Source organism: Luteibacter sp. RCC_6_2, assembly GCF_041360655.1.
GTDB lineage: Bacteria > Pseudomonadota > Gammaproteobacteria > Xanthomonadales > Rhodanobacteraceae > Luteibacter.
Genome location: NZ_JBFUPQ010000001.1, coordinates 363342 through 376361, shown reverse-complemented (window position 1 = coordinate 376361; position 13020 = coordinate 363342). Strand labels below are relative to the sequence as shown.

Genomic DNA, 13020 nt, shown 5'->3' with positions numbered 1-13020 from the left:
GGCTCGTCGAGGCAACGTTGAGGAGTCGACGCATGAACGAAGCCAGCAAACCCTGTGATCACGTGGGCTGCAACTGCCAGGTGCCGGTATCGAGGGACTATTGCAGCGAAAGTTGCCGCATGGCCGCCGAGAGCCAGAACGTGGGCGGCGCGTGCGAGTGCGGCCATGCCGCATGCCAGCAACGGCCTTGAGTGGAAGAGGTATCCAGATGACCAACGACGGCAAACAGCAGACGCCCGGCTATCGGGAAGACAACCCGAAGCCCTCGCACGGCAAACCCAAGGTCCCCGGCGAGGGGCATCCGCAGGAACACCAGAACATGCCCAAGGACAAGCCGGGAAAACAGAATTCCCCGTCGTCCTGAACGGAGGGCCGCGTCAGGCGCGGCCCTCCGCGCGTCAGGCCGCCTTGCGCAGAAGGCTGCCGATGCCGGCCACGGCGCCGCCGATGGCCTGGTTCTTGTGGTCGTCGCCCATCGCGACGCCCTCGGCGCGAACGAACTCGATGTCGGTGACGCCGAGGAAGCCGAAGACGGCGCGCAGGTACGGCTCCTGGAAGTCCATGGCCGCGGCCGGGCTGCCCGCGGTATAGATGCCGCCACGCGACGAAGCCACGATCAGCCGCTTCCCACCCGCCAGCCCTTCAGGCCCGGCCGAGGTGTAGCGGAAGGTCTTGCCGGCGACGGCGATCCGGTCGATCCAGGCCTTGAGCGTGCTGCTGATGCCGAAGTTGTACATCGGCGCCCCGATGACCACGACGTCGGCTGCCAGGAACTCATCCATCACCTTTTCCGCTTCGGCGACATTCGGGTCGTTCTCGCCTGCCGGCAGCGCCCAGGGGGCGAGCGGGGTGGCATGCAGGTCGCGGTAGGTGACCTCGATACCGGGGTGGTTGCGGACGAATTCGGCCACGACGGCGGCCGTCAGGCCGCGCGACACGGAATGGGCACCCAGTGCGCTGGCATCGATATGCAGGAGTTTCATGGACGAATCCTCAGTGATTGACCGCCCTGAGCGGTATGCGAAGGACGATACGCCGCAGACAATCCCCTGATTAGTCGGCTTGGAGTAGACTGATTGTTTCTTAGGCGAAACGACGGGAGCCTCCGATGGAAGGCGCGCTGCAGGACCTCAACGATCTGTACTTTTTCGCCTCGGTGGTGGAACACGGCGGCTTTTCGGCGGCCGGGCGCGCCCTGGGCATCCCCAAGTCCCGCCTCAGCAAGCGGATCGCCCAACTGGAAGACCGGCTCGGCGTTCGTTTGCTCCAGCGCACCACGCGGCGTTTCGTGGTCACCGAGATCGGCGAGCGGTTCTACCAGCACTGCCGGGCCGTGCTCGAGGAAGCGCGCGCGGCACAGGACGCCGTGGACGAATTGCGCACGGAACCGCGTGGCGTGGTCAGGGTCAGCTGTCCCATCTCGCTCGCGCAGAACGTGGTGGGCCCCATGTTGCCGGCCTTCATGCTCGAACATCCGAAGGTGCAGGTGCGCCTGACCGCCACCAACCGCCGCGTGGACGTCATCGGCGAGGGATACGACGTCGCCATTCGTGTCCGCGAGAAGCTGGATACCGACGCGACCCTGGTGTTGCGCAGCATCGGCTATGCGCGAAGCCTGCTGGTGGCGAGTCCCAAGTTCCTCGATTCGAACGGGCGGCCGAAGACGCTGGACGAACTGGCCTTGCTTCCGGCGTTGTCCATGTACGAGCACGAGGGAGCCCAGGTCTGGGAGCTGGTCGACGCGAACGGGAAGAAGGCGGCGGTGGAGGTGAAGCCACGCCTGGTGAGTGGCGATTTTTCGGTGCTGATCGCCGCCGCCGTGCAATGTTGCGGCGTGGCGCTGCTGCCCGAGGATTTTTGCGGTCCGCTGCTGGCCAATGGCGACCTCGAATGGGTGCTGCCGGAGTACACCACCGCACAGGGCACGCTGCATTTCGTGTACCCGAGTCGCCGTGGGCTGTTGCCTGCCATCCGCAGTTTCGTGGACTTCCTGGCCGAGCGCCTGCCGCGGGCCCAGGCCGAGTTCCACAAGGATTGCGAGAAAGCCGCCGCGAACCCGGAGCAGGCCGGAGCGATCCGCATGGCGCGCATGGTAGGATCGGCCCATCCGACGGCGTTTGGCCGTCCAAACGAGTAAGGGCGTTCGATGCAGCTGGAAACCAAGCTTCCCAAGGTCGGTACCACGATCTTCAGTGTCATGAGCCAGCTGGCCGTCGAACACAAGGCAGTCAACCTGGGCCAGGGTTTTCCCGACTTCGAGCCGCCGGAGCCCTTGCGCGAAGCCATCACGCGGGCCATGGCCGAAGGCAAGAACCAGTACGCGCCAGGCGTGGGCATCGCGAAGCTGCGTGAGCAGATCGCGCTCAAGACCGAACGCCTCTATGGCCACCGGGTGAGCCCGGACACCGAGGTCACGGTGACCTCGGGAGCCACCGAGGCGCTGTTCTCGGCCATCGCGGCGGTGGTCCGCGCGGGAGACGAGGTGATCGTCTTCGACCCCTGCTACGACAGCTACGAGCCGGCCATCGAATTGCAGGGCGCCACCGCCGTGCACCTGCCGCTGACCTTGCCTGCCTTCGCGATCGACTGGCAGCGCGTGCGCGACGCGGTCACCCCGAAGACGCGGATGATCCTCATCAACTCGCCGCATAACCCTTCGGGCGCCGTGCTCTCCCGCGCCGATCTCGACGAACTGGCCGATATCATCCGCGACACGTCGATCGTCGTTCTTTCCGACGAGGTATACGAACACATCGTCTTCGACGGGCAGGAACACCAGAGCGTGCTGCGCCACGAGGAACTGGCCACGCGCAGCATCGTCGTCTCCTCGTTCGGCAAGACCTACCACTGCACCGGCTGGAAGGTCGGCTACGCCATCGCGCCGAAGGCGCTCACGGCGGAGTTCCGCAAGGTGCACCAGTACCTGACGTTCTGCACCTTCAATCCGGCGCAATGGGCGTTCGCGGAATTCCTCGAATCCACGCCCGGGCATTACCTCGAACTGCCGGCTTTCTACCAGGCCAAGCGCGACCGTTTCCGCGATTTGCTCAAGCCATCGCGGTTGATCTTGCTCGACGTGCCCGGCGGGTATTTCCAGCTCGTCGACTACAGCGCCATCCGTGACGTCGACGACATCAATTTCAGCGAATGGCTGGTGCGCGAGGGCGGAGTCGCCGCCATTCCGCTCAGCCCGTTCTACGAGAGCGCGCCGGACACGCGGCTGGTCCGCCTGTGCTTCGCCAAGAACGATGCCACCATGGAAGCCGCCGCGGAGCTCCTGTGCAAACTCTGACCGTCTCCCTCGTCCAGGGCGCGACGCGCTGGCACGACGCCCCCGGCAATCGCGACTACTACGGCGCGCTGGTGCGCGGTGCCGCCCCCAGCGACCTCATCGTACTGCCGGAGACCTTCCTGTCGGGGTTCACCAACGACACGTTGGGGAACGCCGAGTCGATGGATGGTCCCAGCGTCGCCTGGATGTGCGCCCTCGCCGGCGAAGTGAACGCCACGATCACCGGTAGCCTGGTGATCCGTGACGGCGATACCGTCTACAACAGGCTGATATGGGCCTCGCCGGACGGTTCACTCGCGTACTACGACAAGCGCCATCTTTTCCGCATGGCCGGTGAGCACACACGCTACGGCGGTGGCAACGAACGGCTGATCGTCGAGTTGAAGGGCTGGCGGATCCTGCCGCAGGTCTGCTACGACCTGCGATTCCCGGTGTGGCTGCGCAACGGCCGCCGTGAAGCATCGGCGGGCGGGATGGATTACGACCTGGCGTTGTTCGTGGCCAATTGGCCGGCGCCGCGCCGGCAGCCCTGGCGCACCTTGCTGCGCGCGCGGGCGATCGAAAACCTGTGCTACGTGATCGGCGTGAATCGCGTCGGTGTCGATGGCAACGACCTGCCGTACGCGGGCGACAGCGCGGTGATCGATCCGGTAGGCGAGCCGCTGGTGGAGTTGGGCGCGCAGGAGCAGGTGATCACGGTGGTGCTGAACCCCGCGCCGCTGATGGCGCACCGCGAGCGCTTCCCGGCCTGGATGGATGCCGACCGGTTCTCGCTGGATACCTCGGTCTGAAGAGCATCGCCGCTGAAGCGGCTCCCACCAAGCCCGCTCCGACATTGTGGGAGCCGCTTCAGCGGCGACGCCTGTGGGTGGGAGCCGACCTTGTCGGCGATGGCTCCCGATGGAACCCGAATGTGGGAGCCGCTTCAGCGGCGATAGGTTCCCTACCTCGCAGCCTTGAACGGCACGGCCGGACCGATCTTCGCCGTCTTGCGCCACGCCGCCAGCTTGTCCTCGATACCCGTGCCCACGTCGATCTGCGGTTCCGACGCTTCCAGTGATTCCTTCGCTTCCCACGCGGCGATCTCCGTCCTGGCCTTGCCGAACGCCTCGATGAAATCGGGCGTGGCGTTCAGTCCATCGGCCAGCCAGGCACGACCGAAATAGGTGATGTCCGAATCCGCGCCGCAGCCGAACGAGGTGCGATCGCTGCGCGCCGACGTCAGCACCAGGGTGCCCGTGCCGCGCAGCTTGGGCACGAAGCCGCCGGAATAGCAGGCATTCACCACCACGACCTTCCAGCGGAACGCATGCTTGCCAAGAATCTCGGCCAGGCCCTCGGGGTCGAGCTGGTCGAGGGGAATCGGGTCCATGTCGACCAGCAACGAATGGTCGTTGCCGCCGTGCGTGGCTACATAGAGCAGCAAGATGTCCTCGCGGGGGTCCATCATCTTCGCCAGCCCGTCGAGCGCCGCCTCCAGATTCGTCCAACTCGCGAGGGGTCGCGTGGAAAGGCTTGCCGGGTTGTTTTCGAGGACCAGCGTGTGTCCCGGGCTGCCCAGACGGCTCGACATCAGCACGTCGACGTATTCCACTTCGTTGCGGAACACGTCCTCGGAGCCATCGCCGCCGAAGGCGATGGCGTAGACATTGGGCTTGCCCTTCATGCGGGGTGCGAGCTTGTCGATAGCCTTGCGCACGGCATCCGGCTGGGCCGAGAAGACCTGTTCCGGGGTCGGCGCGGTGTCCGGCCAGGCGCTCGCGTCCAGTTCGGCATCGCCTCCGTCGGAAGCCGATGTCGAGGGGGGCGAATCCGCTGCCGGGGCTGCGGCCGACGATGCGTTGGCCGGCGCGACCGCGGGTCCGGGCGAGGATGCCGCCGCCGCGGCGGCGGGCTCCGGCCCGGCCGTGACCGGCTCCGGCCTGTAACGCAGCAGGCCTACGGTCAGCAGGACGCCCGTGGCGAACGAGACCAGGGCGTAGATCGCCGTCCGCCGGCGCGGATCAAGGAGTGATCGCATTGAAATCGGTCACGGCGGGATGGCCGCTGTCGCTCAAGGACAGGGGAGGGCGGACCAGCTGGATGGTACGCATGCCGGCTTCGCGGGCCGCGTCGAGTTCCTCGCGGATATCGGACAGGAACAGGACTTGCGCGGGCGGCAAGCCGATCGCGTCCGCAATCCGTCGATATGATTCCACCTCGCGCTTGTGCCCGGTCTGGGTATCGAAATAACCGGAGAACAGCGGTGTCAGGTCGCCATCGCCGGTGAATCCGAACAGGAGCTTCTGCGCGGGCACCGACCCCGAGGAATACACGTAGAGCTTCAAGCCCTGCGCATGCCATGCACGCAGTCGATCGGCCACTTCCGGGTACATGTGCGAGACATAGACGCCGGACTCGTAGCCCTCGCGCCAGATCATGCCTTGCAAGGCCTTCAGTGCGGTGGATTTGCGGTCCTCGTCGATCCAGCGGATCAGGAGGTCGATGATCTCGCCGCGTGTCGCCTCCATGATGCCCGCTTCCTTCGCGGCTTCATGCAGCCAGTGCTGCACCTCGGCCTCGTCCGTATGCGTCTCGACATAGGCCGGCAGGTGCTTGCGGGCATAGGGAAAGAGCACGTCCTTGACGAAGTCGATCGAACTGGTGGTTCCTTCGATGTCGGTGAGGACGGCGCGGATATCGGACATGCGGGAGCAACCTGCGGATCGGGGGAAGATCCGCAGGATAAACGACGGGACGTGCTTACGATACGGTGGTGGCCGAGGTATGCGGCGTCATGCGCGGAAAGCGCTCGGCGATGTCCGTGCCGGTGAAATTGGCGACCCAGCCCTCGGTATTGGTGAACAGGCGGATCGCCACGAAGTAGGGCGATTCGCTCATGTCGAACCAGTGCGGGGTGCCGTCGGGCACGCCGATGAGGTCGCCCTTTTCGCAGAGCACTTCGTACACCTTGCCGTCGATGTGCAGGGTGAACTGACCGGCGCCGGCGACGAAGAAGCGCACTTCGTCCTCGCTGTGCGTGTGCTCGTTCAGGAACTTCTGGCGGAACGCCGCACGGTCCGGATGGTCGGGCTTGAGGCTGATCACGTCCACCGAGCGATAGCCGTTCTCGGCCATCAGGCGATCGATGTCGGCGCGGTACGCCGCGATGACCTCTTCCTGGCTGGCGCCGGGGGCGATCGCCTGGCTGGCTTCCCACCGCTCGAAGCGGACGCCTACCGCGTTCAGCGCGCTGGCGATGCCGGCGTGGTCCTCGTGAACGGCGATGGGGGCGTCGTTCTTGTTGTCGTCGTAGATGCGCAGACGGCTCATGGGGAAAGCCTCCTCAGGTCGAGTTCGCAGCCCAGCAGGAATTCCAGGGCCTCAAGGTGGCGACGGGTCTCCGCCATGTCGCGGCCCCAGGTGTAGATGCCATGCCCGTCGATCAGGTAGGCGTACAGCGGCTTGCCTGCGTCGATCCAGGCATCCACCCGAGCCTCGAGCTCGGGCATGTGCTGGGTGTTGGGGAAGACGGGGATGTCGAGCACGCTTTCATGCGTGGTGTAGCCGGAAATGGCTTTCTGCAGCTCCCAGCCCTCGAGGTGCACGCGCCCTTGCGAGGCGAAGAGCCGCGAGGCCACGCTCTGCGTGCGCGAATGCGTGTGAAGTACCACGTTGGCGGCGGGGAAGCGGCGATAGACCTGCGTATGCAGGCCGGTCTCGGCGGAGGGGCGGTGGTCGGAGCCGACGGCCTTGCCCTCCATGTCGACGACCATGATGTCCTCGCGCCCGAGGCGGCCCTTGTCACGGCCGGAGATCGTGATGGCGGCGAGATCCTCGTCGATCCGCATCGAGAAATTGCTGCTTGTCGCCGGGGTCCAGCCGAACGCGGCCAGTTCACGGGCGGCGTCCGCGATGGCATCGGCGCGCTCGGCGAGCACGTTGGGGTCGACGGTGGGGAGGATCTTCGGCATGGGGATTTGGACGTCCAAACAGGGCTCGATCATACCATGGGGGCTTTCCGTGGCCTCGCACGATTAATGCGAACCACTCGCTTTTGGCCGAAGACGGTAGGATCACCGCCAGCACCGGAGGCCCAGGCCCGAGGTCCACCATCGACGGAGGTTCACCTATGTCGCAACACGATCAGAACAATGAGGGGCGCCGGCGTTTCCTCAAGGCCGCCGCGGGCGGCGTCGCCGCCGCGACCATCCTCGGCACCCTGCCGGGACTGGTCCAGGCCCAGGATCTTCCGCATCTTTCCCCGTCGGACCCGACCGCCTCGGCCCTGAAGTACACCGAGGACGCCAGCAAGGCTGGCGGCAAGAAGGACCCCAAGGACGCCTGCTTCAACTGCAACTTCTACCAGGGCAAGGCGGGAGCCGCCTGGGGCCCCTGCCAGCTCTTCCCGGGCAAGGCCGTGGCCGCCAAGGGCTGGTGCGTGTCCCACGCCGTGATGATCTGACCCAGGCCCGTCCCCGGGAACGACAAAGGCCAGCCCTCGGGCTGGCCTTTTTCATGCCTTTCACAAAAATGCTGCCCAAGCGCGCCAGGCCGAGGAGCTGACCCGCCTGACGCGCTGGGCGGCAATCCGGGGCCCACTGCCAAGTGATATACCCGCGGACTCGGGATCATACTCCCCTCGGGTGGCGACCGGCCAATGGCAGTTGAATGACGAGCGAACTTTTCCAGTAAGTGTTTTTAGAACAAATACTTGTGGTAAATACCTGAACCGAGGCCGAGGTTTCGGTCGATGTCGCGCGCGAGGCCTCAGCGCGGCCGCTTGAGCCGACTGTTACGGTAGCCGTAGACCATGTACATGAGGATGCCGAGCACGGTCCAGATGCCCATCAACACCCAGTTGCGAATGCCCATCGACCACAAGAGGCCGATGCAACTGAGGATGCCGAGCACGCACGTCACCGGTGCCCACGGCACGCGGAAGCTGCGCGGCAGGTCGGGAGCGGTCTTGCGCAGGATCATCACGCCGGCACACACGGCCGAGAACGCTACCAAGGTGCCCATCGAAGTGAGGTCGCCGAGCACGTTCAGCGGAAACACGGCGGCGAGCAACGCGATGCCGAGGCCGGTGATCACGGTGTTGATGTGCGGCGTGCGGTACTTCGGATGGATGGTGGTGAAGACCTTCGGCATCAGGCCGTCGCGTCCCATGATCATGAAGATGCGTGGCTGGGCGATGATCATCACCAGCACCACCGACGAAAGGCCGATCAACGCGCCGACTTCCACGATGCCGCGTAGCCAGCCCAGTTCGGGATGCTGGCGGATCGCGGTGACGACCGGCTCCGACGTACCGAGCTGGTCGAACGGCACGAGGCCGGTGAGCACGGCCGCCATGGCGATGTAGAGCACGGTGCAGATGCCCAGCGAGGCGAGCGTGCCGATGGGCATGTCGCGCTGCGGATTCTTCGATTCCTGCGCCGCGGTGGAGGTGGCTTCGAAACCGATATAGGCGAAGAAGACCATCGACGCACCGCGCAGGATGCCGGACCAGCCGTACTTGTCGCCACCCTGGTTGGCGGGGATGAACGGGTGCCAGTTCGCGGTATCGATGTGGCTGGCGCCGACGATGATGACGACGATGATGAGCGCCGTCTTCAGCAGCACCATCGCCATGTTGATGCCCGCGGATTCCCTGATGCCCACGTAGCAGACCCAGGTGAGCGCGAGCGTGATGCCGACGGCGGGCATATTGAACAAGGCGCCGGTGAGCACGACGTGGCCGTCGACCCAGTCCACCGGCGCGTTGGTCAGCGCGGGCGGTATGTGGATGCCCACATGGTCGAGCAGGCTGACGAAGTAGCCGGTCCAGCTCACCGCCACGGCGGAGGCGGAGACACCGTACTCAAGGATCAGGTTCCAGCCGATGAACCAGGCCGCGCCCTCGCCGAGCGTGGCGTAGGCGTAGGAATAGGCGCTGCCCGAGACCGGGATCAGCGAGGCGAACTCCGCGTAGCACAGCGCCGTGAAGGTGCTGCAGATCGCGGCGAGGATGAAGGACAGGATGATGGCCGGGCCGGCGTGTTCCGCCGCGGCCACGCCCGTGATGACGAAGATTCCGCCACCGATGACCGCACCGATGCCCAGCGCCGTGAGGCCCCACGGACCGAGGGTGCGGCGTAGGGCGGGGCCGTGCGCGTCGTCGGGTTCGGCCTGGGGCGCTTTCTTGGCGAGTAACTGCTGGAGCATGGACAGCCTGGAAGTGGGGAAGCGTGGAAAGGATGCCGTGAACGGAAAGGCCGGCGGACACCCGCCGGCCTTTCCCCTGTGACTTCGATCAGCCGAGCGACTTGCGAAGCTTGCTGTGCGCGTAGCCGTAGCCGAAGTAGATCAGCTGGCCGATGACGATCCAGCCGATCATCAGGCGCCAGTGCTCCTCGAAAGCCTGCCAGAAGAGGTAGACGCAGGCGAGGGCGCCGATGATGCAGATCGGCCACACGAACGGGACGCGGAAGCTGCGTTCCAGGTCCGGACGGGTGTAGCGCAGGATCAGCACGCCGATGCAGACGGTGGCGAAGGCGAGCAGGGTGCCCATCGAGACCAGTTCGCCCAGCACGCTGACCGGGAACAGGCCGGCCATGGCGGCCGCGGCGACGCCGACGATGATCGTGCCGATGTAGGGGGTGCGGAACTTCGGGTGCACCTTGGCCATGGTGTCGGGAAGCAGGCCGTCCTTCGCCATCGAGAAGAAGATGCGCGGCAGGCCCATCAGCATCACCAGGATGACCGAGGACAGGCCGGTGATCGCGCCGAGCACGACGATCGCCTTCAGCCAGGACAGGTGCGGATACAGTCCCAGCGCGGTGGCGACCGGCTCCGGCGTGTTGAGCATGCGGAACGGGGCGATGCCCGTGAGCACCAGCGCCACGGCGATGTACAGCACCGTGCAGATGGCCAGCGAACCGAGGATGCCGATCGGCATGTCGCGTTGCGGGTTCTTCGCTTCGCCCGCGGCGGTGGAGACCGCATCGAAGCCGACATAGGAGAAGAACACGATGGTCGCGGCGCGGAAGATGCCGCCCCAGCCGTACGTGCCCGGACCTTCGGCTTCCGGAATGAACGGATGCCAGTTGGCCGGGTTGATCACCTGGATCGCGAAGGCCAGGAACAGCAGGATCACGGTGACCTTGATCGTGACGATGATCGAGTTGACGAAGGCCGACTGGGTGATACCGACGTAGCACAGGCCCGAGAGGGCCGCGATGATGACCACGGCCGGCAGGTTGATCAGCGTGCCGGTCGCCTGGATGTGACCCTCGACGAACTGGAAGGGCGCCGAGGCGAGCGTGGCGGGCAGGGCGAGGTTGCTGCCGGTCATCTGGCCGATGAGGCCCAGCAATTCGTTGAAGTAGCCCGACCAGCCGGCGGCGACAGTCGCCGCGGCGAACAGGTATTCGAGGACCAGGTTCCAGCCGACGAACCAGGCGACGTATTCGCCGAGCGTGGCGTAGGAGTAGGAGTAGGCGCTGCCCGAAACCGGCAGCATCGCCGCGAATTCGGCATAGCACAGGCCGGCGAGGGCGCATGCGAAACCGGCGATGAGGAAGCTGATGACCAGCGCGGGACCGGCGTGCAAGGCGGCGGCCTGGCCGGTGATGACGAAGATACCCGCACCGATGACGGCACCGACGCCGAGGAGGATGAGGTGCTTCGCGGTAAGGACCCGCTTGAGCTCGCCTCCGTGCGCGCCGGTTTCAATGTGTTCACCAGCGTCTACGTGCGGCGCGGCCTCGATGGCGTGCGTCGCGAACAGGTGTTTCAACATGTGTCTCCCCTACTGCCGGAATGTAGCCTTTTATTATTGGGACCGCCGCGTGAGTTACGGTGGACACGCCGCTGCCCTGAAGCGCTGGCACGGCACCATAGCCCAGCGGGCATCGGCCGTACAAGCTGCATTGCGAGGCCTGCCAAGGCATTGCATGCATGAGGCGTGGGTGTCGACCATGACTTGCGGCGGTTGTGCATGTGCGTCGCGCGGTGGTCAGAAGACCATGTTCAGCGCCACCTGCGGCGCCACGTAGTCGGCGGTGTTGCGTCCGGCCACGGTGAACTGGACGCCCGCGATGAGACCGAGGTTGGGACTGAAGTGGTATTCGACGGCCGGGGCCAGGCTGAACTCCTGGCTCGGGGCGAGCCGGCGAGCCAGCTGGGAACCATCGCCTGTGCCGTGGAGGGTGACGGCGCTGGCGCGGTTCCAGATGGCTTCGCCAACCAGTACCCAGCGCGGATCGAGCACGTATTCGGCCGCGACCGAGGCGTTCCAGGCCTGGCCCAGGCGCGCCTGGCCACGAAAACCCGACTGCGTGCCGTAGACGCTGCCGTCGCGGACGCGGATGCGACCGGGAGATGGGCTCCAGGCCAGCTGGGTCCGCCAGCGCAGCGCGTGGCCATCGTCCAGCCAGTGCAATTGCTGGGCGCCGAAAGCGAGGGTGGTACGCATGGCGCCGTTACCCGTGCCATTGAGCGGGTTCGTATCCAGGTGATGGTATTTGCCCGTGGGCAGGCGTTGCTGGAGCGCCAACGCGAGGACGAGCCCGCCACCATCGGCATCGGGACCGCGCAGGCGTTGCTGGAAGCGGATGGCCGAATCGCCCATCCGCATGCCGTCGCTGTGCAGCCCGTCGCCGGAGGTGCGCGAGGCGTTGAGCGTCAACTGGACGAATTGCGTGTCGGTGAGCGCGTACGTGAGGGGCATCGCCACCTGCCACTGGCGAACCGTGGGCTTGCGTTCCTTGCGTCCGCCGGCGTTGTCGTAGCTGCCGCGCGTATTGGTATGGATGAGGTAGGGCTCGATGTTGAACATGCCTGCCGGCATCGAGTTGACGGCGGGTGTCACCAGCGGGCCGGTGAAGTTCGCCTCGCGATGGGCATCGGTGGCCGATGCGGCCATGGGGGCGGTGCAGGCCAGGGCCATGCTGAGGGCGATCGTCCTTTTTTGCGACATGCGTGCCTTCCTTGCGTTATGCAGCTGCGCTGCGGGGTTGGGCCAGGCGCGTCGTGCGCCCTGGAGACATCGTAGGCAGGCTCTTGGCCTGGGCGACATCGGACAACTCCCAAAATGGCGTGCGAAAATGCCGTGCCCCTTCCAGGTATTCCCCGATGGACATCACGCACCCGGCCATGCAAGAGGCCTTCCTTCGCTACGCGGCCCGCTGGCCGGACGAAGCCGGCACCTCGCATTTCATCGACTGGCTGCGCGAGCAGCCGCGACCGTTCCATAGGGAGACGCGCGCAGGGCATTTCACCGGGTCCGCATGGCTGGTGAGCGCCGATGGGGAGCGGGTATTGCTCATGCTCCATCGCAAGCTGGGACGCTGGCTGCAATTGGGTGGGCACGCGGATGGCGAGGCCGATCTCGCCGCCGTGGCCTTGCGCGAGGCGGAAGAGGAGTCGGGACTACGCGACCTCGAGGTGCTGCGTGGCATCTTCGATCTGGACCGTCATCTCATTCCGGCTCGCGGCGACGAGCCCGCGCACTGGCATTACGACGTGCGTTACGTGGTGCGGGCGCGCGGCGATGAAGCGTTCACGGTGAACGAGGAATCCCTGGCGCTGGCCTGGCGCCCCGTTTCCGATATCGCGGCCGATCCATCGTCCGACGATTCCCTGCGCCGCATGGCGGGCAAGTGGTTGTCGTGGCGTACGACAGGAGTGCTACCGCACCTGGTGTGAGCCACCCTGCTCTGGTGGGAGTGAATGTTACGGAATCTTGTGGGAGCCGACTTGTC

At 65.8% G+C, this 13020-nt stretch carries 15 protein-coding genes; 7 read left to right on the top strand and 8 right to left on the bottom strand.

Features of this window, described 5'->3' with window-relative positions:
• Nucleotides 1-32 precede the first annotated feature (32 nt).
• Complete coding sequence (locus tag AB6730_RS01640) at nucleotides 33-191, top strand: hypothetical protein (protein ID WP_371021924.1); 159 nt, start codon at nucleotides 33-35, stop codon at nucleotides 189-191.
• 17 nt (nucleotides 192-208) lie between these two features.
• A complete protein-coding gene (locus AB6730_RS01635; protein WP_371021923.1) occupies nucleotides 209-364 on the top strand; it encodes a hypothetical protein in 156 nt (51 codons plus the stop codon).
• Nucleotides 365-398: 34 nt separating this feature from the next.
• Here the strand turns inward: AB6730_RS01635 and AB6730_RS01630 are convergent, their stop codons facing one another.
• Complete coding sequence (locus tag AB6730_RS01630) at nucleotides 399-983, bottom strand: FMN-dependent NADH-azoreductase (protein ID WP_371021922.1); 585 nt, start codon at nucleotides 981-983, stop codon at nucleotides 399-401.
• A gap of 125 nt (nucleotides 984-1108) precedes the next feature.
• Here AB6730_RS01630 and AB6730_RS01625 point away from each other — a divergent pair, with 125 nt between their 5' ends.
• The 3 genes from AB6730_RS01625 to AB6730_RS01615 are packed head-to-tail and all read left to right on the top strand — an operon-like array spanning nucleotide 1109 to nucleotide 4083.
• On the top strand, nucleotides 1109-2137 hold the full coding sequence (locus tag AB6730_RS01625) for a LysR substrate-binding domain-containing protein (protein ID WP_371021921.1): 1029 nt from the start codon (nucleotides 1109-1111) through the stop codon (nucleotides 2135-2137).
• A gap of 9 nt (nucleotides 2138-2146) precedes the next feature.
• A complete protein-coding gene (locus tag AB6730_RS01620) occupies nucleotides 2147-3292 on the top strand; it encodes a pyridoxal phosphate-dependent aminotransferase (RefSeq protein WP_371021920.1) in 1146 nt (381 codons plus the stop codon).
• Entirely contained in the window at nucleotides 3280-4083 is an 804-nt protein-coding gene (locus AB6730_RS01615; RefSeq protein WP_371021919.1) for an amidohydrolase, read from the top strand. Before AB6730_RS01620 ends, AB6730_RS01615 begins: the two co-directional genes overlap by 13 nt.
• 152 nt (nucleotides 4084-4235) lie before the next feature.
• On the opposite strand, the gene AB6730_RS01610 is transcribed toward AB6730_RS01615, so the two are convergent.
• The 4 genes from AB6730_RS01610 to AB6730_RS01595 are packed head-to-tail and all read right to left on the bottom strand — an operon-like array spanning nucleotide 4236 to nucleotide 7245.
• Nucleotides 4236-5312 (bottom strand): C13 family peptidase, encoded by a 1077-nt coding sequence (locus tag AB6730_RS01610; RefSeq protein WP_371021918.1) that lies wholly within the window; start codon nucleotides 5310-5312, stop codon nucleotides 4236-4238.
• Entirely contained in the window at nucleotides 5296-5979 is a 684-nt protein-coding gene (gene mtnC / locus AB6730_RS01605; protein WP_371021917.1) for an acireductone synthase, read from the bottom strand. The genes AB6730_RS01610 and mtnC overlap by 17 nt, the downstream gene beginning before the upstream one ends.
• Before the next feature lie 55 nt (nucleotides 5980-6034).
• The gene (locus tag AB6730_RS01600; RefSeq protein ID WP_371021916.1) at nucleotides 6035-6604 is read right to left on the bottom strand and encodes an acireductone dioxygenase; all 570 of its coding nucleotides are present in this window, start codon (nucleotides 6602-6604) and stop codon (nucleotides 6035-6037) included.
• Complete coding sequence (locus AB6730_RS01595; protein ID WP_371021915.1) at nucleotides 6601-7245, bottom strand: methylthioribulose 1-phosphate dehydratase; 645 nt, start codon at nucleotides 7243-7245, stop codon at nucleotides 6601-6603. The genes AB6730_RS01600 and AB6730_RS01595 overlap by 4 nt, the downstream gene beginning before the upstream one ends.
• A 158-nt stretch (nucleotides 7246-7403) precedes the next feature.
• Here AB6730_RS01595 and AB6730_RS01590 point away from each other — a divergent pair, with 158 nt between their 5' ends.
• Nucleotides 7404-7736, top strand: coding sequence for a high-potential iron-sulfur protein (locus AB6730_RS01590; RefSeq protein ID WP_371021914.1), 333 nt, complete (start codon nucleotides 7404-7406; stop codon nucleotides 7734-7736).
• 305 nt (nucleotides 7737-8041) lie between these two features.
• On the opposite strand, the gene AB6730_RS01585 is transcribed toward AB6730_RS01590, so the two are convergent.
• From AB6730_RS01585 to AB6730_RS01575, 3 genes are all read right to left on the bottom strand, one after another.
• Nucleotides 8042-9481 carry an amino acid permease gene (locus AB6730_RS01585; protein ID WP_371021913.1) on the bottom strand — a complete coding sequence of 480 codons (1440 nt, stop codon included), beginning with the start codon at nucleotides 9479-9481 and terminating at the stop codon, nucleotides 8042-8044.
• A gap of 88 nt (nucleotides 9482-9569) precedes the next feature.
• Nucleotides 9570-11057 (bottom strand): amino acid permease, encoded by a 1488-nt coding sequence (locus AB6730_RS01580; RefSeq protein ID WP_371021912.1) that lies wholly within the window; start codon nucleotides 11055-11057, stop codon nucleotides 9570-9572.
• A 216-nt stretch (nucleotides 11058-11273) separates the two neighbouring features.
• Nucleotides 11274-12236, bottom strand: a complete 963-nt coding sequence (locus tag AB6730_RS01575) for a transporter (RefSeq protein ID WP_371021911.1) — start codon at nucleotides 12234-12236, stop codon at nucleotides 11274-11276.
• A gap of 155 nt (nucleotides 12237-12391) precedes the next feature.
• Here AB6730_RS01575 and AB6730_RS01570 point away from each other — a divergent pair, with 155 nt between their 5' ends.
• Entirely contained in the window at nucleotides 12392-12964 is a 573-nt protein-coding gene (locus AB6730_RS01570; protein ID WP_371021910.1) for an NUDIX hydrolase, read from the top strand.
• Nucleotides 12965-13020 lie beyond the last annotated feature (56 nt).